General features: G+C 64.7%; 19 protein-coding genes. 11 read left to right on the top strand and 8 right to left on the bottom strand.

The window, feature by feature from the left end:
* Positions 1–47 precede the first annotated feature (47 nt).
* The 7 genes from Q0S16_RS11530 to Q0S16_RS11500 all read left to right on the top strand — a co-directional run bounded on the left by Q0S16_RS11530 (position 48) and on the right by Q0S16_RS11500 (position 8,767).
* Positions 48–1,025 (top strand): NAD(P)-dependent oxidoreductase, encoded by a 978-nt coding sequence (locus Q0S16_RS11530; protein WP_295848297.1) that lies wholly within the window; start codon positions 48–50, stop codon positions 1,023–1,025.
* A 1-nt stretch (position 1,026) separates the two neighbouring features.
* Positions 1,027–1,779 (top strand): SDR family oxidoreductase, encoded by a 753-nt coding sequence (locus tag Q0S16_RS11525; RefSeq protein ID WP_295848295.1) that lies wholly within the window; start codon positions 1,027–1,029, stop codon positions 1,777–1,779.
* Entirely contained in the window at positions 1,776–3,188 is a 1,413-nt protein-coding gene (locus Q0S16_RS11520; RefSeq protein WP_295848294.1) for an NAD(P)/FAD-dependent oxidoreductase, read from the top strand. The genes Q0S16_RS11525 and Q0S16_RS11520 overlap by 4 nt, the downstream gene beginning before the upstream one ends.
* Before the next feature lie 183 nt (positions 3,189–3,371).
* Positions 3,372–4,964, top strand: a complete 1,593-nt coding sequence (locus Q0S16_RS11515) for an ABC transporter substrate-binding protein (RefSeq protein ID WP_295848323.1) — start codon at positions 3,372–3,374, stop codon at positions 4,962–4,964.
* Between the two features lie 243 nt (positions 4,965–5,207).
* Positions 5,208–6,236: an ABC transporter permease gene (locus Q0S16_RS11510; RefSeq protein WP_295848322.1), complete on the top strand. Its 1,029-nt coding sequence runs from the start codon at positions 5,208–5,210 to the stop codon at positions 6,234–6,236.
* The gene (locus Q0S16_RS11505; protein ID WP_295848292.1) at positions 6,233–7,081 is read left to right on the top strand and encodes an ABC transporter permease; all 849 of its coding nucleotides are present in this window, start codon (positions 6,233–6,235) and stop codon (positions 7,079–7,081) included. The genes Q0S16_RS11510 and Q0S16_RS11505 overlap by 4 nt, the downstream gene beginning before the upstream one ends.
* Positions 7,082–7,090: 9 nt before the next feature.
* Complete coding sequence (locus tag Q0S16_RS11500; protein ID WP_295848290.1) at positions 7,091–8,767, top strand: ABC transporter ATP-binding protein; 1,677 nt, start codon at positions 7,091–7,093, stop codon at positions 8,765–8,767.
* Between the two features lie 33 nt (positions 8,768–8,800).
* Here Q0S16_RS11500 and Q0S16_RS11495 read toward each other — a convergent pair whose 3' ends face one another.
* The 7 genes from Q0S16_RS11495 to Q0S16_RS11465 form a co-directional block, all read right to left on the bottom strand.
* Positions 8,801–10,174, bottom strand: a complete 1,374-nt coding sequence (locus Q0S16_RS11495; protein WP_295848289.1) for an amidohydrolase family protein — start codon at positions 10,172–10,174, stop codon at positions 8,801–8,803.
* Positions 10,171–11,751: an ABC transporter substrate-binding protein gene (locus tag Q0S16_RS11490; RefSeq protein ID WP_295848288.1), complete on the bottom strand. Its 1,581-nt coding sequence runs from the start codon at positions 11,749–11,751 to the stop codon at positions 10,171–10,173. The genes Q0S16_RS11495 and Q0S16_RS11490 overlap by 4 nt, the downstream gene beginning before the upstream one ends.
* Positions 11,752–11,919: 168 nt before the next feature.
* Positions 11,920–12,816: a polysaccharide deacetylase gene (locus Q0S16_RS11485; RefSeq protein WP_295848286.1), complete on the bottom strand. Its 897-nt coding sequence runs from the start codon at positions 12,814–12,816 to the stop codon at positions 11,920–11,922.
* Complete coding sequence (locus Q0S16_RS11480) at positions 12,803–13,615, bottom strand: ABC transporter substrate-binding protein (RefSeq protein ID WP_295848283.1); 813 nt, start codon at positions 13,613–13,615, stop codon at positions 12,803–12,805. The genes Q0S16_RS11485 and Q0S16_RS11480 overlap by 14 nt, the downstream gene beginning before the upstream one ends.
* A 41-nt stretch (positions 13,616–13,656) precedes the next feature.
* A complete protein-coding gene (locus Q0S16_RS11475; RefSeq protein ID WP_295848282.1) occupies positions 13,657–14,424 on the bottom strand; it encodes an amino acid ABC transporter ATP-binding protein in 768 nt (255 codons plus the stop codon).
* The gene (locus Q0S16_RS11470) at positions 14,421–15,278 is read right to left on the bottom strand and encodes an amino acid ABC transporter permease (protein WP_295848280.1); all 858 of its coding nucleotides are present in this window, start codon (positions 15,276–15,278) and stop codon (positions 14,421–14,423) included. The genes Q0S16_RS11475 and Q0S16_RS11470 overlap by 4 nt, the downstream gene beginning before the upstream one ends.
* A complete protein-coding gene (locus Q0S16_RS11465; RefSeq protein WP_295848278.1) occupies positions 15,275–16,240 on the bottom strand; it encodes an N-carbamoyl-D-amino-acid hydrolase in 966 nt (321 codons plus the stop codon). The genes Q0S16_RS11470 and Q0S16_RS11465 overlap by 4 nt, the downstream gene beginning before the upstream one ends.
* A 148-nt stretch (positions 16,241–16,388) precedes the next feature.
* Between Q0S16_RS11465 and Q0S16_RS11460 the strand changes: the two genes are divergently transcribed.
* On the top strand, positions 16,389–17,300 hold the full coding sequence (locus Q0S16_RS11460; protein WP_295848276.1) for a LysR family transcriptional regulator: 912 nt from the start codon (positions 16,389–16,391) through the stop codon (positions 17,298–17,300).
* 217 nt (positions 17,301–17,517) lie between these two features.
* Here Q0S16_RS11460 and Q0S16_RS11455 read toward each other — a convergent pair whose 3' ends face one another.
* Positions 17,518–18,258, bottom strand: coding sequence for an amino acid ABC transporter ATP-binding protein (locus Q0S16_RS11455; protein ID WP_295848274.1), 741 nt, complete (start codon positions 18,256–18,258; stop codon positions 17,518–17,520).
* A gap of 201 nt (positions 18,259–18,459) precedes the next feature.
* Here Q0S16_RS11455 and Q0S16_RS11450 point away from each other — a divergent pair, with 201 nt between their 5' ends.
* The 3 genes from Q0S16_RS11450 to Q0S16_RS11440 all read left to right on the top strand — a co-directional run.
* Positions 18,460–18,966 carry an ureidoglycolate lyase gene (locus Q0S16_RS11450; RefSeq protein ID WP_295848272.1) on the top strand — a complete coding sequence of 169 codons (507 nt, stop codon included), beginning with the start codon at positions 18,460–18,462 and terminating at the stop codon, positions 18,964–18,966.
* 10 nt (positions 18,967–18,976) lie between these two features.
* Positions 18,977–19,891, top strand: a complete 915-nt coding sequence (locus Q0S16_RS11445; protein ID WP_295848270.1) for an allantoinase PuuE — start codon at positions 18,977–18,979, stop codon at positions 19,889–19,891.
* A gap of 27 nt (positions 19,892–19,918) precedes the next feature.
* Positions 19,919–20,178: transporter substrate-binding domain-containing protein (locus tag Q0S16_RS11440; protein WP_366517821.1), on the top strand; the 260-nt coding region annotated here is incomplete at its 3' end.

Below are 20,178 nucleotides of genomic sequence, written 5' to 3'. Positions count from 1 at the left end.
CCAAAGAGAGACCGGAACGGCCGCCATTGCGGCCGCTGGATTGATCGATGAACGTTCTGGTATTTGGCGGCACCGGCTTTGTCGGCCTCAATATCGCCGCGGCGCTGCTGGCGCGCGGCCACGCGGTGACGTTGTTCGACCGCGCCGGGCTGCCCCCGACTGCGCAGCGCGCATTCATGGGCCACGCCGACCGGCTGACGGTCACAACCGGCGATATTCTTGACCGCGCCGCGGTGGAGGATGTGATCGCCGGCGGTTTCGATAGCATCGTGCTGGGCGCCGCCATTACCGCGGGCGCCGAGCGCGATGCGGCTGATCCGGAAACCATCCTGCAGGTCAATTTGCTGGCGCAGACGCCGATCCTGGTGGCGGCACGCCGCCACGGCATCCGGCGGGTCATCAACCTGTCCTCCGCCGGCGCCTATGGCGAGACCGCGTTCCGGCATGCGCTGCTCGATGAAGAACTGCCCTGCGACCCGGTGTCGCTATATGCGATCACCAAATTCGCCTCCGAGAAAGTGGCGGCGCGACTGGCCGCCTTGTGGACGTTCGATATCATCAGCGTACGGCTCAGCGCCGTGTTCGGCCCGTGGGAGCGCGCCACCGGCGTTCGCGACACGCTGAGCCCGCCGATGCAAATTCTCGCCGCGATGCAGCAAGACCGCACGGCGCTGCTGCCGCGGCCCGGCGTCCGCGACTGGGTCTATGCCACCGACGTCGCCGACGCGCTGGTCCTGCTGATCGAAGCAGCCAAGCCGCGGCATCGGCTTTACAATATCTCCAACGGCACGCCGTTTGCTGCGCTGCAATGGGGCCAGCAACTGGCCGCGCTGAATCCCGGCTTCGTCTGCCGGCTGGCGGAGAACGGCGAGACACCGACCATCGATCTGCACAGCGAAATCGATCGCGCACCGCTATCGGTTACGCGTCTGGACCACGAATATCATTGGCGCGCGCGGTTTGGCTGCGCCGATTCCGCGGCCGATCTGAGCCATTGGTCGGCACGTCATCACGAAGGAAAATAAGATGAGACTCGAAGGACGCGTCGCGATCATCACCGGCGGCGGCTCCGGAATCGGCCAGGCCAGTGCGATCCTGTTTGCGCAGGAAGGCGCTTTCGTAGCCCTGGTCGATCGCGACGAAGCCGGGCTGCGGGCCACCCGGGATGCCATCGGCGCCACGGCGTCGATCCACCAGGGCGACGTCGCCGATGCAGCTTTCGCGCAAGCGACCGTCGACGAGATCGCGACCCGCCACGGCCGCGTCGACGTGCTGATGACCTCGGCGGGCTTCTCCGTCGGCGGCACCGTGCTGACCACCGATCCGGCCGACTGGGACGCGGTGTTCCGCACCAATGTCGGCGGCACCTGGCTATGGGCGCGCGCGGCGATCCCGCATATGCAAAGACAGGGCAAGGGCTCGATCATCACGCTGACGTCCCAGCTCGCCGTCGCCGGCGGCAAGGGCAACACCGCCTATATCGCCGCCAAGGGTGCGATCATCAGCCTGACGCAGACCATGGCAGTGGATTTCGCCACCGACGGCATTCGCGTCAACGCCATCGCGCCTGGCGCCATCGACACGCCGCTGCTGCGGCGCAGTTTTGCCCGCCACGCCGATCCGGAGCCGATCCGCGACGCGTCGCGCAATCGCCACGCGATGAAACGGTTCGGCCAGGCCGAGGAAGTCGCGCAGACCGCGCTGCATCTTGCCAGCGACGCATCATCGTTCACGACGGGCACGGTGATGCCGGTCGATGGCGGCTGGCTCGCGGCATGAGCGATGATCTGGCAGCGCTGGAAACGCAGGTTCGCGACGACCTGCAAAAGACCGCCCACCCCAATGCGCCATGGCTGAAACCGAAGCCCGGCCTCGACGGCCAGCCCGCGCTGGACGTCCTGATCGTCGGCGCCGGTCAATCCGGGATCGCCATCGGCTTCGGCCTGCTGCGCTCGCAGGTGACCAATTTTCTGGTGCTGGACAAGGCCGAGGAAGGCCAGGAAGGCCCGTGGCTGAGCTATGCGCGCATGCCCACGCTGCGCAGCCCGAAACATTTCACCGGCCCCGATCTCGACGTGCCGAGCCTGACCTACCAGTCATGGCATGAGGCGATGTTCGGCAAGGAGCATTGGGATAATCTCGACCGCATTCCGCGCGGTCATTGGGTCGACTATCTGATGTGGGTCAGGCGCATGGTCGACGTTCCCGTGCGCAATGGCTGCGAGGTGATCGACATCGCACCCGCGGCCAATGGCCTGCTTGCGATTACCGTGCAGAGCGGCGACAGCCTGGAGACGCTGTATGCGCGAAAGATCGTGCTGGCGACCGGCCAGGAGGGCATGGGCAACTGGACCCGGCCGCCCGCGCTGCGGCATTTGCCGTCGTCGCTGTGCGTGACCGGCGCGGAGCCGGTCGACTTTGCCGCGCTGCGCGGCAAGCGAGTAGCGGTGATAGGCGCCGGCGCGTCGGCCTTCGACAATGCCGCCACCGCGCTGGAGGCCGGCGCCGAAGTGCACCTGCTGTGCCGCCGCGCCGAAGTCCAGACAGTTCAGCCGTACCACTGGCTGACCTTCCGCGGCTTCCTGCGTCACCTCAGTGATCTCGACGATGCCTGGCGCTGGCGGTTCATGAAAACCGTGCTCGAAATGCGCGAGGGATTTCCGCAGCCGACCTGGGACCGTTGCGCCCGCCACGCCGGCTTTCATCTGCATGAAGGCTCGCCGGTCGAGTCTGCCCAACAGCTGGGCAATTCGGTTGAATTGCAGACGCCGTCGGGGACCTATCAGGCCGACTTCGTGATCTGCGGCACCGGCATCGAGATGGATTTTGCCGGCCGACGCGAATTGCGGAATTGCGCGGAAAATATCGCGACCTGGACCGACCGCTACCAGCCGCCGGAAGACGAGCGCAACGCGCGGCTCGGCCAATTTCCCTATCTCGCCGAGGATTACGCGCTGAGCGAACGCGTCGTTGGCCAGACACCCTGGATCGCGGATATCCATTTGTTTGCCATCGCCGCGACCATGAGCTTCGGGGCGTCCGCCTCGTCGATCAACGCGATGACGACCGCGGTGCCGAAACTGGTGCAAGGCTTGACGCGAGGACTTTTCTGCGCGGATATCGAGCAGCATTGGGCCTCGTTCCAGGCCTATGACGTGAAACAGGCCTCCATCGTCAGAAAGGTCTGAGCGGCATCAGGCGGCGGTAATAGCCGCCCGGCGCGGCTCGACCACGATGTCGCAGGGAGTAACCTGTGCGACAATTGGCGCGTTAATTGCTTTAGGGTTCGAATAGTTCGTCGCTGCGCGGCCTTCTCGGGTTTGTTGTTCAATTCAAAGGATAGGGTAATGAAACTCTCGTTTTCGAAGCAGATGCTGGGCGCCGCCGCCGCGCTGGCCTTCGTGGTCGCGGCACACCCGGTCAAGGCGCAGACCCGCGCCGAGACGCTGCGTTACGTGACCGGGGCCTCGGTCAATACGCTGGATCCCAACATTCCCGGCTCCACCCGCGAGGCCTTCGCCGTCAGCCTCTCGACCTATGACCGGCTGGTCTCGTTCGGTCGCAAGCAGCTCAACGGCAAATGGGTGTTCGATCTCGACACCATCCGCGGCGAGCTGGCCGAATCCTTCGATGTCAGCCCGGACGGCCTGAAGATCACCTTCAAGCTGCGCAAGGACGCCAAATTCCAGGACGGCAGCCCGGTGACCGCGGAAGACGTGAAGTGGTCGCTCGACCGCGCCGTCACCGCGAAGATCCTCGGCAAGGCGCAGTTGCTGACCGGTTCGCTGACCGATGCCAGCCAGTTCAAGGTGATCGATCCCCTGACCTTCGAAGTGACGCTGCCGAAGCCCGACAAGCTGGCGTTGCCGAACCTCGCCACGGTCTATCCGATCATCATCAATTCGAAACTCGCCAAGGCCCATGTCACCGAGGAAGATCCCTGGGCGCAGGCCTGGCTGAAGGAGAACACCGCCGGGTCCGGCGCCTACACCATCGAAACCTTCAAGCCCGGCGAACAGGTCATCCTGAAGCGCAACGACGAGTGGAATCGCGGCCCCGGTGGCAAGCAGGCCTATTTCAAGCGCCTGATCCTGCAGTCGGTGCCCGAGCCCTCGACGCGCGCCAATCTGGTCGAAAAGGGCGATGTCGATATCGTCATCGATCTGCAGGCCAGCGATGCGCAGTCGCTCGAAGCCAAGGGCAAGCTGCAGGTGATCTCGACGCCGCAGTATAACGCCATCACCTTCATCTCGATGAACAACCAGATGCCGCCCTTCGACAAGGCGGATGTCCGCCGCGCCGTCGCCTATGCCCTGCCCTATGACGACATGTTCAAGGCGGCTTTGTTCAGCCGCGGCGAATTGCTGACCGGCGCGACCTGGGCCGACGGCAAGCCGCCGAGCGGCGGTTTCCCGATCAAGCAGCCGATGAAGCTCGATCTGGTCAAGGCCAAGGCCTATCTGACAGCCGCGGGCTTCCCGGACGGATTCTCCACCACCTTCAGCTTCAACGTCGGCCAGTCGGCCACCGCGGAGCCGATGGCGGCACTGCTGAAGGAGTCGCTGGCCAAGATCGGCATCAAGGTCGATATCCAGAAGCTGCCGGACGCGCAGATGTCGACGCAGATCACCGAGAAGAAGTTGCCGTTCTTCACCGAAGGCATCGTCGCCTGGCTGCCGTCGACCGATTATTTCTACCGCAACTTCTACACCGGCAACCAGCGCTGGAACTACAGCTCGATCGACAATGCCGAGCTGACCAGCATCGCGCAGGAAGCCCGCTTCGAGGCGGACAAGGCCAAGTACGAAGTCGACGGCGTCAAGTTGAATGCGATCAATTTCGACCAGATGCCGCAGGTGCCGTTGTGGCAGCCGAGCCAGGATGCCGTGATGGCGCCGACGCTCACCGGCTACACCTACCAGTTCCACCGCCAGGTCGACTATCGCGACCTCAGCCGGAAGTGATAGAACGAGCGATGTGAATAGCCGGGGCGCCGGTCAATGGCGCCCCGGGCTTCCAGAATCATTTTCAGTTGAGATGAACACCGCGACTCGCAACCGTCATTGCGAGGAGCCCTTGCGACGAAGCAATCCAGTTCTTCCGAACGTGCGGCCTTCTGGATTGCCGCGTCGCTTCGCTCCTCGCAATGACGATCATCGGCCGTGTGCTTCTATTTCAAGACCAATCAAGGCGTACCCTTTGTGTTGATGAAGCTGGCCTCGACCGCTAGACGCGCCGCGCGACGCTTTGCCTCGTCCTTGCCGGCGTTGTTCGGCGTGCTGATTTTCACGTTCCTCTTGATGCGCGTGCTGCCGGGCGATCCCGCGGTATTCTTCGCCTCCGGCCCGAATGCCGGCAAGGAAGAGATCGAGACCATCCGCAAGCAGATGGGCCTCGACAAGCCGGTGCCCACCCAACTCGTGCTGTATCTCTACGATGTCGGCCGCGGCAATCTCGGCCGTTCGCTGATGACCGGCCAGACCGTCACCAAGGATCTGCACGACCGCCTGCCCGCCTCGCTGGAGCTGACCTTCTCGGCGCTGCTGATCGCCATGGTGCTGGCAATTCCGCTCGGCATTCTCGCCGCGCTCAAACCGGGCTCGCTGGTCGACCACGGCGTTCGCTTCTTCTGCGCGCTTGGCGTCTGCGTGCCGACCTTCGTCTCCGGACTGCTGCTGATCTATGTGTTCTATTATCTGCTCGGCATCGCGCCTGACCCGACCGGCCGCGTCGATATCTTCATCAGCCAGCCGCCCCGGCATACCGGCTTCCTGCTGATCGACTTCCTGATCGCCGGTGACCTCGAGGGCTGGTGGGCGGCCTTCAAGCAGTTGATCCTGCCCGCCTGCACCATGGCGCTGTTCGTGATCGCGCCCCTGGCGCGCATCACCCGCGCCTCGATGCTGGCCTCGCTCGGCAGCGACTTCGTCCGCACCGCGCGATCGGTCGGGTTGTCATGGTGGCGCATCGTCGTCACCTATGCGCTTCGCAACGCCATTCTCCCGGTCATCACCATCGCCGGCATCGTGTTCTCCACCATGCTCGGCGCCAACGTGCTGGTCGAGAAAGTGTTCTCGTGGCCCGGCGTCGCCTCCTACGCGCTCGATGCGCTGCTGTCGTCGGACTATGCGCCGGTGCAGGGTTTCGTTCTCCTGATGGCGTTCGTATTCGTCATCGTCAATCTGGTCGTGGATGTGCTCTACGGCATCGCCGACCCCAGGATTTCCATCGGATGAACAGCGCGACCTTTCAGCATGCGGCGTTCATCCTGCGCGGCAATCCTATCACCGGCATCGCCGCCGCGGGCTCGACCGTGTTGATCGCGGTGGGCATCTTCGCGCCCTGGCTGGCGCCCTACGATCCGATCGCCTCCAACGTCGCCAATGCCCTGATGCCGCCGAGCTGGGCGCACTGGGCCGGCACCGACCAGCTTGGCCGCGACGTGTTCAGCCGCATCATCGTCGCCACCCAGCTCGATCTCGCCATTGCCATCTCCGCCGTCGGCATCTCCTTCGTGCTGGGCGCGGTGATCGGCGCGCTGTGCGGCTATTCCGGCGGGCGGCTCGACCGCGCCGTCGGCCGCTTCGTCGACGTGCTGATGGCGTTCCCGCTATTCGTGCTGGCAATGGCCATGGTCGCCGCCCTCGGCAACCGGGTCGAGAACATCGTCATCGCCACCGCGATCATCAATTTGCCGTTCTACATCCGCTTCGCCCGCGCCGAGGTGAACGTGCGCCGCAACCTCGGCTGGGTCGAAGCCGCGCGCGCCAGCGGCGAAAGCCACGTCTCGGTCGTGCTGCGTTTCCTGCTGCCCAACGTGCTGCCGGCGATGGTGGTACAGATGTCGCTGAACCTCGGCTGGGCGATCATCAACGCCGCCGGCCTGTCCTTCATCGGCCTCGGCGTGAAGGCGCCGACGCCGGAATGGGGCATCATGGTCGCCGAGGGCGCACGCTTCATCTCGACCGGCAAATGGTGGCTGGTGGCGTTTCCCGGCCTGGCGCTGATGATGGCCGTGCTGTGCTTCAATCTGCTCGGCGATGGGCTGCGCGACATTCTCGATCCCCGGCAGCGGACCTGAGTCAGCGAGATGACCAAGCCCCTTCTCGAAATCGATAATCTGCATGTCACGTTCTCGACCCGGCGCGGCCCGGTCGAGGCGGTACGCGGCGTCTCGCTGTCGCTCGGACAAGGCGAAACCCTCGGCATCGTTGGCGAGAGCGGCTCCGGCAAGTCGGTGACCGGCTTTGCCATTACCCGCCTGCTCGACAATGCCGGCAAGATCAGCGCCGGCCGTATCTCGTTCCGCGACCGCGAGATCACCAAACTGTCGAGCGCCGGCTTGCGCGAGATGCACGGCTCGGCGATGGCCATGATCTTCCAGAACCCGCGCGGCGCGCTCAACCCGATCCGGGCCGTCGGCCAGCAGATCGCCGACGCCATTCTCGCGCACAAGAAAATCTCCGCCGAGCAGGCCCGTGCCGAGTCGCTCGATCTGCTGCGCGCGGTGCAGATCCGCGATCCCGAGAAGCGCATGAGCGCCTATCCGCATGAATTGTCCGGCGGCATGTGCCAGCGCGTGATGATCGCGATGGCGATCTCCTGCAATCCGGCGCTGCTGATCGCCGACGAGCCGACCACCGGTCTCGACGTCACCACGCAGAAAGTGGTGATGGACCTGCTGGCGTCGATCGCCGCCGAGCGGGGCATGGCGACCATTCTGATCACCCATGACCTGGGGCTCGCCGCGCGCTACTGCCGCAATGTGGTGGTGATGGAACAGGGCAAATTGGTCGAGCAGGCCGAGGCGCTGACGCTGTTCCGCGCGCCGCAGCACCCTTACACCAAGCGCCTGGTCGCGGCCTCGCCGACCGCCACCTCGCGGGTCGAGGATCTCGTCACCGGCGAGGACCGCGCGCTGCCGCCGACCATCGCCGCGGTGCCACGGCCGGCGCCGGCGAATGGCACGCCGCCGCTGCTCGACGTACAGAATCTGGTGAAACGCTTCCCCGACGGCACGCTGGCGCTGAAGAGCTTTTCGATGGTGATGGCGGCCGGCGAAAGCGTCGGCCTGGTCGGCGAATCCGGCTCCGGCAAGAGCACGACGTCGCGGATGATCTGCCGGCTGCTCGACCAGAGCGAGGGCCAGATCAATTTCGACGGCCAATCCATCAGCCACATCCCGGCGCGGGATTTCCACAAGGCGCCGCAGCGCCGCGACATCCAGATCGTATTCCAGGATCCGAACGAGAGTCTCAATCCGCGCTTCACCGCGTTCGATTGCATCGCGCATCCCCTGATGCGACTGGCCGGCCTGCGCAGTGGCGACAAGCTCCGGTCGCGCGTCCATGAATGCGCCAGCCGGGTCGGCCTGCCGGCCGACCTGCTGCAGCGCTTTCCGCATCAATTGTCCGGCGGCCAGAAGGCCCGCATCGGCATCGCCCGTGCCATCGCCTGCGAGCCGCGGCTGCTGGTGCTGGACGAGCCCACCGCCGCGCTCGACGTCTCGGTACAGGCGGTGGTGCTGCAATTGCTGGAGCGGCTGCGCCGCGAGGACGGGTTGTCGTTCCTGTTCGTCAGCCATGACCTCAACGTGGTGCGCATGATGTGCCAGCGTACCATCGTGCTGCGCAACGGCGAGATCGTCGAGGAAGGCGAGAGTCACGCGCTGTTCGACAATCCCAGGACCGCCTATACGCGCGAGCTGGTCGAGGCGGTGCCGCACATCGAGATGCTGGCGGCGGCAAAAGCTTCAGCCCAGGTCTGATCGAAGGCGTATCACCGCGGACCGACGGCGATCTCAACCACTGAAGGCGGCGCGGGCCTCCGGCAGATCCCAGATCCTGCCGACCGCCGCATTGCCCGCCGCGATGATCGCGGCCTCGTCGCCGTTGAGATAGCGGCCGGCATCGACGAGGACGTGGCCGTCGACCACGACCTGGTCGATATTGGCGCGGTTGGCCAGCGCGATCAGGCCACGGCGTGGATCATACATCGGCCGCAGATGCGGATGGGTCATGTCGACCACGGTGAGATCCGCCGTGGCGCCCGGGACAATCACGCCAAGGTCGGGACGCCTGAGCACGCCGGCGGCGGTCGCGGTCACGGCTTCGATCAGTTCGGGCGCGGTAGCGACATCGGCCTTGCCGGATGATAGTTTTGAAATCATCGAGGCGGCATTGAGTTCGCCGAGAAAATCCTGGTTGTAGCCGTCGGTGCCGACCACGGTACGGACGCCGTGCTCGCGAAAACGACTGAACGCCGCGGTGACGCCGGAGCGCGCGAACACCCGCGGACAGTTCAGCACGGTGGCGCCGCGCGCGGCCATCAGCCGGAGATCGGCGTCGGTGCTCGACATGCAATGCGCCGCCATCAGGTCCGGCGCCAGTACGCCGAGCCAGTCGAGATATTCCGCCGGCGTGCGGCCACCATAGCGCTGCGCGATAACAGCGACTTCCTCCGGGCTTTGCGCCATATGGGTGGTGATCGGCACACCGAGTTCGCGCGCACGCGCAGCACAAGCCTTGAACAAATCGGGGCCGCAGGTGTCGGTGGCGTGCGGGCTCATCGCCAGTCCGATCCGGCCGTCGCCCTGCTTGTTCCAGCGCCCGTACAGCGCATTCCAGATGGCGAAGTCGGCTTCGCCGTCGTCCCCGGCATAGGTCACGGTGCCGTCGGAATTGGCCTTCGCATCGGCCGTGGAAAACAGATAGGGCGCGCCGTAGAAACGGATACCCATTTCGGCGGCGGCTTCGAACATTTCGGGAATGCTGTTGCGGAACGAATCCATCACCGTGGTGACGCCGCCGCGCAGCAGCTGCAGGATGCCGAGCCGTGCGACTGCCAGCCGCTCCCGCGGAGACAGCAATTCGGCGCCGCGCTTGGTCAGCGGCAGCAGCACCGTATAGACGATGCTCTTGTTGCCGCGACGACCATTGCCGTCCTCGGTGTGGCTCCGCGCAATGGCTTCGCTGTAGCAATGGTTGTGCAGATTCAAGAGCCCCGGCAGGATGAAGCGCCCGGGTTTGTCGAACACCAGCGCCGCTTGTGGCCGGTCGCGCGTCACAGCGGCGATGCGATTGCCTTCCAGCAGCACCCAGTGATCGCGCAAGACATCCTGCGCGCCGTCCTTGCGGGCCAGCACATAGCTGCCGAAGATCGCGGTCGTGGTCATGCCGGCCTCACATTCCAGAATACGGCGGTGCCATCGAGGATGCCGGTGATAGTCTTGCGATAGGCGGTCGGCTGGTTGTACTGGCCGATCGGATAATATGGCACTTCCTCGAACGCCAGCGCCTGGATATCGCGGCAGATACGCTGCTGCTCGGCGAGATTGGGCGCCGCCAGCCAGGCGTTGCGCAAGCTTCCCATCTTGTCGCTCTTGTACCAGCCGGCGGCGCGGCCATCGCCGCGCAGATTGGTATTGGCGGCCGGGTTCAGCCAGTCGATGCCTTGCCAGTTGCCGACGCCGGCGCTCCAGCCGCCGTCCGCGACAGGCTCCTTCCTCAACTGCCGCTGCAGCACCGTGCCGAAATCCAATCCGGCCACTTCCACATTCATGCCGGCCTGCCGCAGCATGTCCGCGGCGACGTCGCCGAGCGGCTTTTGCGCCAGCGAATTCAGCGGCACCAGCAGCACCACCTTCTCACCATTGTAACCGGCGGCCTTGATATCGGCTTTCACCTTGACCATGTCGCGCGAGCCGCGGAGCACGTCGAGACCAACGTCGCTGGCGAGCGGCGTGCCCGGCGCGAAGAAGCCGATCGGCGACACCTGATAGGCCGGATCGTCGCCGGCCACCGCGGTCATGAACGAGGCCTGGTCGATCGCACCCATCAGCGCGCGGCGGATCGCCGGATTGTCGAACGGCGGCTGCAAATGGTTGACGCGCATCATGCAGGTGTAGCCGCGCGGATCGAGCACACGGATGTTGACGTCGGCGCGTTTCAGGATCGGCAGCAGATCGTGCGGCGCGGTCTCCTGCCAGTCCTGCTCGCCCCGCTGCAACGCGGCGACGCCGGTGGCCGCGTCGGGCATCGTGGTCCACACTACCCGGTCGTAATGCACGATCTTCGGGCCAGCGGTCCAGTCCGGCCGGCCGTCGCCGCGCGGGACATACTTGTCGAACTTCGCATAGACATTGCGCGCGCCGTCGATGCGCTCATCAGCGACAAAGCGGAACGGTCCGCTGCCGACCACCTCCTTGAGCGCCTTGAAGGCATCCTGAGCCGCCAGCCTTTCCGGCATCATGAAGGCGGCCTGCACCGCGGCCTTGCCGAGCGCCGTCGGCAGCAGCGGGAACGGGCGCCTGAGGCGGAATCGGATGGTGCGATCATCGGGCGCGGACAGCTCTTCCGTCGCCGCCATCAGTTCGGCGCCAAAGCCGTCGCGCAGTGCCCAGCGCTTGATGCTGGCGACGCAGTCGTGCGCCAGCACGCGTTCGCCATCATGCCAGAACAGGGCATCGCGCAGCGTCAAATCCCACTGCTTGTCGTCATGCGACACCACGTGGCCGGACACCATCTGCGGCGAGATCTCCAGCGCGGAATTCATGCCGTACAGCGTGTCGTAGACCATGAAGCCATGGTTGCGCGACACCTGCGCGGTGGAGAAGATCGGATCGAGAAAGGTCAGATCGATCACCGGCATGAAACGCAGCGTGGTCTGCGCCTGCGCGCGCACGATGCCGGGCAGCGACATGGCCGGCGCGATCGCCGCGGCTTTCAGCAGAGAACGACGGGAAAGTTGCAAAAGTAGCTCCTGTTATCGAGAGCGCTTCGTAGGGTGGGCAAAGGCGCCTTTGCGCCGTAATCACGCCTTTTCGGGCGAACAGTCCGACGCGCGGGCACGCTTAGCCGCGCTTCGCACGGCGCAAGCTTTGCCCACCCGACAATCTACAATCTGCGTCCGGGACAGGAATCACTCCGCCGCGGTTGCCACCGCGGCCGCTTCGTTCAGTTGGTAATTCACCACGATCTCCTCGCCGGTGGCGATCCACAGATCCTCACAGGATTTGGCGTAGGTGAGAAATTCGCGCAGCAGCCGCAGCCGCATCGGCCGGCCGGAGACCTGCGGATGCAGCACGGTGGTGACCATCGCGCCCCACTCGCGGGTCTCGTCGAGATCATCCTTCCACATCGACAGCACGTGCTCCTTCGGGAAGATCGAGCGCGGGCTGAACCGCGCCGACAGACCGTGCATCCAGTCGTCAGAGCTCGAGGTCACCGGCAATTCGATGGTCCCGGGCGAGCCGTCCTTCAGACGGTGGCGATACGGCCGCACGTCATCGCGGAACGATGACGTGTAGGCGATGCCGTGGCGCACCAGCGCCACGCGCAGCGCCTCGGTGAATTCGCCGACCGGCGCGCGGTAGCCCGTCGGCACCACGCCGAGATGACGCTTCAACGCGTCGAAGCCGCGCTGAAGTTCCTCCTCGACGTCATCACCGGGATCCACCAGCAGATGGTGATAGCCGTGATGGCCGATCTCGTGACCCGCCTTGAGGATCGATTCCGCCATCGCCGGATGCGCATCGACCGCCCAGCCGGTGATGAAGAATGTCGCCCTGAGGTCGAGCTGATCGAGCAACTCCAGCAGTTTTGGCGTGCCGACGCGCGCCTCATAGCCGCCATAGCTCATGGTGATCAGGCGCTCGGCATGCGCGGCGTCCTTGCCGGTCCAGGCGCTTTCGGCGTCGACGTCGAACGACAGGAACATCGCCGACGTAAAGGGTTTTGGCCACGGAAATCGCGGCGCCGGCGGCGCGGTGTTGGAGGGAACGAGCGGGATGCCCGCGAGCGCCTTACTGTCCTGCATTGATCGTCGCCTTTTCCACGCCGTAGTCCGTCAGTTTCCATTTCGCCAGCAGCGCCTTGTAGGTGCCGTCGGCGATCAGCCCGTCAAGGGCTTGCACCATGGCCTGCTGCAGACCGGTTTCCTTGACCGGAAGTGCCAGGCCGGTGAATTGGGTAGAGAACACGCCGCCGACCGGCAGATAAACGCCGGGTTCGAGGTCCATGATGTAAGGCAACGTCTCGCCGCCCTGCACCGCGGCGTCGATACGGCCCTGGCGCAATTGCGTGCGGGCATCAGCCGAGCCTTCGGTGCCGACAAAGACGATCGGTGCCGCAGCGCAATTGGCATTGCTCCAGACCTCGATCAACTTCGGCATGTTGGTGCGCCGGGAAGCGCCGACCTTCTTGCCGCACAATGCCGCCATGTCCTTGAACTCGGTGGCGCGGGAGTTCTGCACAAAGAACAGCGGACCGTTGCGCAAATAGTCAACGAAAGTGGCCGCGTCATGCCGTGTTGCGACGTCGGTCATCCCCGACAGGATCGCATCGACGCGACCGGTGGAGATCGCCGGCATCATCTGGTCGAAACTGGTTTCCTGCCAGGCGATCTTGATACCGAGCTTGCGGCCCAACGCCTCGCCGAGTTCGACGTCGAAACCGGTCAGCGTGTTGGTGGAAGGATCCTTGAATTCCATCGGCGGATAATTCGGCACGATCGCCACCTTGATGCTGCCCGCCTTGACGATGTCGGCCGGCAATTCAGCCATCGCCACCGAGGCGCCGAGGGTGGAGGCGAGCGCGGCCGCGAGCAGGATCTTCATGAGGGAACCTCGATTGGCGTGGGGTGAACAGTTGAAATGCGTCATGACAGCACGGCGGACAGAAACGATTTTGTGCGGGCCTCGCGTGGCTCACCGAGGACTTCGGCGGCAGGGCCGGATTCGACGATCACGCCCTGGTCCATATAGACGACGCGGTCGGCCACCTCGCGCGCAAAGCCGAGCTCATGCGTCACCACCATCATGGTCATGCCGCTGCGCGCCAGTTCCTTCATCACCGTGAGCACCTCGCCGACCAGTTCGGGATCGAGCGCGCTGGTCGGCTCGTCGAACAGCATCAGCATCGGCTTCATCGCCAGGGCCCGGGCAATCGCGACGCGCTGCTGCTGGCCGCCGGACAGTTGCGACGGATAGTTGCCAGCCTTGTCGGCGAGGCCAACCCGGCGGAGCAGCTCCATCGCCTCGGCTTTCGCGTCGGCCGGCTCGCGGCCTTGGACCTGCAGCGGGCCTTCGGTGATATTTTCCAGCGCGGTCTTGTGCGCAAACAGGTTGAAGCGCTGGAACACCATCCCGGTCTTCAACCGCTGCTGCGCGACCTGGCGCTCGGACAGGCGATGCAGCTTGCCGCCCTGCTCGCGGACGCCAAGCAGCTCGCCATCCAGCCAGATGCCGCCCGAATCGATCACCGTGAGCTGGTTGACGCAGCGCAGCAACGTGGTCTTGCCGGAGCCGGAGGCGCCGATCAGGCACAGCACTTCGCCGGCATGGACATCCAGCGACACCTGCTTCAGCGCCTGGAATTCGGCAAAATTCTTGCTGACGGAGCGGATGGCAACGAGGGGGTTTGTCATCGGACGATCTGCAAGGTGCCGCGCGAAAAGCGGCGTTCGAGCAGCATCTGCAGCGGCGTCAGAATCGACACCACCAGCAGGTACCAGAGACTCGCGACGATCAGGAGCTCGATGACGCGGGAATTGGCGTAATAGATATTCTCGGCGCTATGCAGCAATTCGGGATACTGGATGACTGACGCGAGCGAAGTTGCCTTCACCATGCCGATGAACTCGTTGCTGAGCGGCGGCGTCACCATCCGCATCGCCTGCGGCAGGATGATCCGGCGCAACGTCCGCAGCCGCCCCATGCCGATCGCCTGCGCCGCCTCATATTGTCCGACATCGACCGACAGGATGCCGGCGCGCATCACTTCGGACGTATAGGCGCCTTGATTGATTCCGAGGCCGAGCAGCGCGGAGAGAAACGGCGTCATCACGTCGACGGCGCGCACCGACCACAGGCCGGGAATGCCGATGGTCGGAAACACCAGCGCGAGATTGAACCACAGCAGCAGCTGCAGGATCAGCGGCGTGCCGCGAAACAGCCACGTATAGCCCGCGGCAACCGACTTCAGCACCGGATTGGACGACAGCCGCATGATGGCGATGACCACGCCGAGCACGATGCCCAGCGCCATTGCCAGCACCGCCATCACCATGGTGTTGGCGATGCCGTGCAGGATCACCGGCACGGTCAGGAAGCGGCCGACATAGGACCACTCGATCTGGCCATTGGCGAAGGCGCGGCCGATCGCAGCCAGCATCAGCACGATGGCCGCGGCGGTCAGCCAGCGCCCCCAGCGCGGCTGGCGCGCCACGGTCAGCACGGAGAGATCAGGGAAGCCTGCCGCGAGCTTCGCCGTGTCGCTCATGGCGTGGCCGCGTCGATCAGCGGCGGCTCGATCGCGCCGGCGCGCTCGGTGATGACGGCATAGTGCTCGGGACGCCGGTGCGCGGCGAAATTGAACATCTTGTCCTTGCCCTGGCGACAGAGGTCGAGATCGATGTCCGCGACGATGACCTCATCGGCGAGTGTCGTCGCTTCGGCAACAATGACGCCATTGGGATCGATGATGCAGGAACCGCCGATCAGGCCGGAGCCGTCCTCGTCGCCGGCCTTGGCCACCGCGATCGCCCAGGTCGCATTCATATAGGCGTTGGCCTGCGCGACCAGCCTGGAGTGGAAGGTGCGAAGCGAGGCGTCCTCAGTGCTGCCGCCATTGGGATCGTAGGCCGCGGAATTGTAGCCGACGCAGACCAGCTCGACGCCCTGCATGCCCAGGACGCGCCAGGATTCCGGCCAGCGGCGGTCGTTGCAGATCATCATGCCGACGACCGCGTCACGCCACTGGGACGACGCGCGAAAAGTCGGGAAGCCGAGATCACCATAGTCGAAATAGCGCTTTTCCAGCTGCTGGTAGCGCGCGCCCGCGCGGGGCTCGACCGAGCCCGGCAGATGCACCTTGCGATAGCGGCCGATAATCTCACCCTTGGTATCAACCAGGATCGAGCAGTTGAAACGCTTTCCTTCCGCCGTCATCTCGGCGTAACCGGCATAGAAACCGATACCGAGCGTACGGGCGCGATCGAACAGCGGTTGCACCTCGGCATTGGGCATCGCGCGTTCATAGAAGTGATCGAGCGCTTCGCCCTCGAGCAACCAGCGCGGAAAAAAGGTGGTGAAGGCCAGTTCAGGAAACACCACGAGGCTGGCACCGCGCGCAGCCGCCGCCTCCAGCAACCCGATCATGCGGCCGAGCGTGTGCGCGCGTGAATCCGTCAGCTGGGTCGGCCCCATCTGGGCGGCGGCGGCGCGGAAAATACGGGACAACATTGCCTCCAATCTGGGCGACCTGCTGCTTCAAGAGGCGGGCATTGCCTCATCGAGAGCGCTGGATACGTGTGTGATTACAGGCAGATACGAAGCCAAATGCAATCGTCCGTGCTATGATATTTCGGCCCAGACAATAACCGGTGATGATATGAACCTGCGCCAACTGGAAATCCTGCGAGCGGTGATCCGCCACCGCACCACGGTCGCGGCCGCTGACGAACTGGCGCTGTCGCAACCGGCGATCAGCAATGCGCTGAAGGCGATGGAGTCGCAGGCGGGATTTGCCCTGTTCGAACGCGTCAACAACCGGCTGGTGCCGACCGCCGAGGCGCTGTCGCTGTACAAGGAGAGCGACGCCATCTTCGCGCTGCATGCGAAGCTGGAAAACCGCGTACGCGATTTTCGCGAGGCGCATTCGGCACGGCTGTCGATCGTGGCGACGCCACCGCTCGCCTCCGGCATCATCTCGCCGGCACTGTCCAGATTTCTGGGTCGCCGGCCGCGGACGCGGGTGTCGTTCGACGTGCGGCGTTATGAGGGGATCATCGACGGCGTGTTGAGCGGCACCGCGGAGCTTGGCTTCGCGCTCGGCCTGTCGCAGCACGCTGGCATCGCCCGAGAAGTGCTGCACACCGGCGAGATGGTCTGCGTGCTGCCGCCCGATCATCCGCTGATCGACCGGCCGCTGATTTCCGCCGCCGACCTCACCGGCCTGCCCTTCATCGGGCTGGAGCGCGGCACGCGACTGGGCGATGCGGTGCGCGAAAATTTCGCGAGCGCCGGCGTGCCATTCCGGCCGACCGTCGAAGTGCGCTACTGCAATACGGCCTGCATGCTGGCCGCCGCCGGCGTTGGCGCCGCGGTGGTCGACCCGATGTCGGCGCGCCAGCATGGCGGACAGGCCCTCGTCGTGAGGCCGTTCACGCCGAAAATTCCGTCGGTGGCCTATGTGCTGTGGGCGAAAGAGGCGCCGCTGTCTCGGCTGGCCAAAGCGTTTCTGGAGCAAGTGCGGCAAGCGAGCCAGACCGATCCCACCGCGCCGCAGGTGGCGACGTTGTAAAGCGGCAGCGTTAACTTAGCCAACGTCTGATATCACACGCCGGCCGTGCGCCCCCTCTCCCCGTTGGGGAGAGGGCTGGGGTGAGGGGGGCACTGGACTATCGACGGCGCTCAGCCCCCTCACCCGTCCGGGCTTCGCTGCGCTACGCCCGGTCGACCTCTCCCCAATGGGGAGAGGTGAAGGATCCGCGTCTTGACTATTGGCAAGCAAGTCGATGCTATCGGAGTATCTGCCCGAGAAACAGCTTGGTGCGGGCGTGCCGCGGATGATCGAAAAATTCGCCGGGTGTATTGGTCTCGATGATCTGGCCGGCATCCATGAACAGCACCCGGCTGGCAACTTCCTTGGCAAATCCCATCTCGTGGGTCACTACCAGCATGGTCATGCCCTCATCGGCGAGATCGACCATGGTCTCAAGCACCTCCTTGACCATTTCCGGATCGAGCGCGGAGGTCGGCTCGTCGAACAGCATCACCTTCGGATTCATGGTCAGCGCGCGGGCAATGGCGACGCGCTGCTGCTGGCCGCCGGAAATCTGGCCCGGAAATTTATTGGCCTTGTCCGGAATCCGCACCCGTTCGAGATATTTCATCGCCGCGGCTTCGGCGTCCTTCTTCGGCATGTTGCGCACCCAGATCGGCGCCAGCGTGCAATTCTCCAGCACCGTCAGATGCGGAAACAGGTTGAAACTCTGGAACACCATGCCGACCTCGCGTCGGACGTCATCGACGCGGCGCAGATTCGGACCGAGCTCGATGCCATCGACATTGATGTGGCCTTCCTGAAACTCCTCCAGCGCGTTGATGCAGCGGATCAGCGTCGATTTGCCGGAGCCGGACGGGCCGCAGATCACGATGCGTTCGCCGCGGCCGACCGTGAGATCGATATCGCGCAGCACGTGGAAATCGCCAAACCACTTGTTCAGGCCGGCGATGGTGACGATCGGATCAGCTTTCATGTCCCCATGAGTACCGCGCCGGGGTGATGCACACAACGTCCAATCCGGACCGGAAGAAGACACCGCCGCACGCGGATGACCATCGATTGCCAAAATTTTTCTCGGCAAACGTCCATTTTTGACGCAGGTTTAAAGCGGACCATCCTTGACCGACGGGCGGCGGGGCCTCAGTGGTGAAGCCCGCAATATCGAGCACATAAAATGTCGATCGTCGAAGCCGTCCGTTTTACCCTAGCGCCCGAGCCGCTATCGCCGATCGCTTTCGCGGCCTATGGCGACGTCGCGCAGCGACCGATCGATGCGCGCCGACGTTACCTGCCCGTATCGGCCGAGCGCAGCCAGGATGCCGCGACACCGGTGATGTGGATCAGCGCCGCGGCGCGCAGCGGCGCCCTGCCGATGCAATTGACGACGCTGGAGCGCCACCCGTTCTCGGCCCAGACCTTCGTCCCGCTCGGCGCCGAAAATTATCTGGCGATCGTTTGCGGTGCGGCGCCGGACGGCTCGCCCGACCTCGCGACGCTGCGCTGCTTTGTCGCCGGCGCCCATCAGGCGGTCACCTTTGCGCGCAATGTCTGGCATCATCCGATGACCGTATTGGGACCTGCGATGGAATTCGTGGTGGCAATGAATACCACCGGCCGCGACGATGACGACGTGTTCGTCAGCCTCGATGCCGAGGTACATGTCATCCTGCCAAACGAATAGAGCCGCGCCGATGCCTGCCCATGACGAACACCTCGCACGCGACTTTGTCGGCTACGGCCGCACACCGCCGCATCCGCAATGGCCCGGCGAGGCGCGAATCGCACTGAACTTCTGCATCAATTACGAGGAAGGCTCCGAGCCATCCTTTGCCGATGGCGACAATTTCACCGAGACCGCGCTGACCGAGGGCGGCGCCGGCGGCTTCGACGGCCGCGATCTGGCCGCCGAATCGATGTTCGAATATGGCAGCCGGATCGGCTTCTGGCGGGTGCTGCGCATGCTGTCGGAGCGCGGCATGACCGCCACGGTGATGGGCTGCGCGCTGGCGTTGGAACGCAACGACGAGGCCTGCGCCGCGATCCGCGAACTCGATTACGATGTCTGCGCGCATGGCTGGCGCTGGGAGCGCCATCAACTGCTCAGCGAGACCGACGAGCGCGAACGCATCCGCGGGACCATCGAGAGCCTGACGCGGACCATCGGCGCGCGGCCGCTCGGCTGGTATTGCCGCTACGGGCCCAGCCTCAACACCCGCCGCCTCGTCGTCGAGGAAGGCGGCTTTCTGTACGATTCCGACGCTTATAATGACGAGTTGCCGTACTGGACCAAAGTGCTGGGCCGACCGCATCTCGTGGTGCCGTATGGCCTCGCCAACAACGACGCCAAGTTCAGCCGCGGCGCGATGGCCACCGCCGACGACTTCTTTCATTATCTGCGCGATGCCTTCGACCTGCTCTATGCCGAAGGCGCCATTGCGCCGAAGATGATGTCGGTCGGGCTGCACACCCGAATCATCGGCCACCCCGGCCGCGCGATGGGACTACGGCGCTTCCTCGACCATGTCGCCCAGCATTCCAACGTGTGGGTCTGCCGCCGCGGCGATATCGCCCGGCACTGGCAGGCCACTCACCCCGCCCCGCTCTGATCATTGCCCAGCCCGAAAGGACACGACATGAAACTGAAATCCACGCTGCTTGCGCTGCTATTGTCAGCCACCGGCGCGACCGGCATCGCCATCGCGCAGGAAGCTGACCATCCCTCGGACAAGCCGCTGGTGGTCGCCTCCGACTTCGGCGTGGCGCCCTGGATGGTGCGCGGCGCCAATGGCCCGGAGGGCTTTGGCGCCGATCTGATCAACGAGATCGGCAAGGACCTCGGCCGTCCCAAGGTCGAGATCGTCGACATCAACTTTTCCGGGCTGTTCGCGGCTTT

This window comes from Tardiphaga sp., assembly GCF_025356345.1.
GTDB lineage: Bacteria > Pseudomonadota > Alphaproteobacteria > Rhizobiales > Xanthobacteraceae > Tardiphaga.
The sequence above is the reverse complement of the archived record's forward strand: the minus strand, read 5'-3'. Positions and strand labels throughout refer to the sequence as shown.

Coding starts and splice junctions, on each gene's coding strand:
- Q0S16_RS11530 (WP_295848297.1), top strand. CDS start 48: ATGAACGTTCTGGTATTTGGCGGCACCGGCTTTGTCGGCCTCAATATC.
- Q0S16_RS11525 (WP_295848295.1), top strand. CDS start 1,027: ATGAGACTCGAAGGACGCGTCGCGATCATCACCGGCGGCGGCTCCGGA.
- Q0S16_RS11520 (WP_295848294.1), top strand. CDS start 1,776: ATGAGCGATGATCTGGCAGCGCTGGAAACGCAGGTTCGCGACGACCTG.
- Q0S16_RS11515 (WP_295848323.1), top strand. CDS start 3,372: ATGCTGGGCGCCGCCGCCGCGCTGGCCTTCGTGGTCGCGGCACACCCG.
- Q0S16_RS11510 (WP_295848322.1), top strand. CDS start 5,208: ATGAAGCTGGCCTCGACCGCTAGACGCGCCGCGCGACGCTTTGCCTCG.
- Q0S16_RS11505 (WP_295848292.1), top strand. CDS start 6,233: ATGAACAGCGCGACCTTTCAGCATGCGGCGTTCATCCTGCGCGGCAAT.
- Q0S16_RS11500 (WP_295848290.1), top strand. CDS start 7,091: ATGACCAAGCCCCTTCTCGAAATCGATAATCTGCATGTCACGTTCTCG.
- Q0S16_RS11495 (WP_295848289.1), bottom strand. CDS start 10,174: ATGACCACGACCGCGATCTTCGGCAGCTATGTGCTGGCCCGCAAGGAC.
- Q0S16_RS11485 (WP_295848286.1), bottom strand. CDS start 12,816: ATGCAGGACAGTAAGGCGCTCGCGGGCATCCCGCTCGTTCCCTCCAAC.
- Q0S16_RS11480 (WP_295848283.1), bottom strand. CDS start 13,615: ATGAAGATCCTGCTCGCGGCCGCGCTCGCCTCCACCCTCGGCGCCTCG.
- Q0S16_RS11475 (WP_295848282.1), bottom strand. CDS start 14,424: ATGACAAACCCCCTCGTTGCCATCCGCTCCGTCAGCAAGAATTTTGCC.
- Q0S16_RS11470 (WP_295848280.1), bottom strand. CDS start 15,278: ATGAGCGACACGGCGAAGCTCGCGGCAGGCTTCCCTGATCTCTCCGTG.
- Q0S16_RS11465 (WP_295848278.1), bottom strand. CDS start 16,240: ATGTTGTCCCGTATTTTCCGCGCCGCCGCCGCCCAGATGGGGCCGACC.
- Q0S16_RS11460 (WP_295848276.1), top strand. CDS start 16,389: ATGAACCTGCGCCAACTGGAAATCCTGCGAGCGGTGATCCGCCACCGC.
- Q0S16_RS11455 (WP_295848274.1), bottom strand. CDS start 18,258: ATGAAAGCTGATCCGATCGTCACCATCGCCGGCCTGAACAAGTGGTTT.
- Q0S16_RS11450 (WP_295848272.1), top strand. CDS start 18,460: ATGTCGATCGTCGAAGCCGTCCGTTTTACCCTAGCGCCCGAGCCGCTA.
- Q0S16_RS11445 (WP_295848270.1), top strand. CDS start 18,977: ATGCCTGCCCATGACGAACACCTCGCACGCGACTTTGTCGGCTACGGC.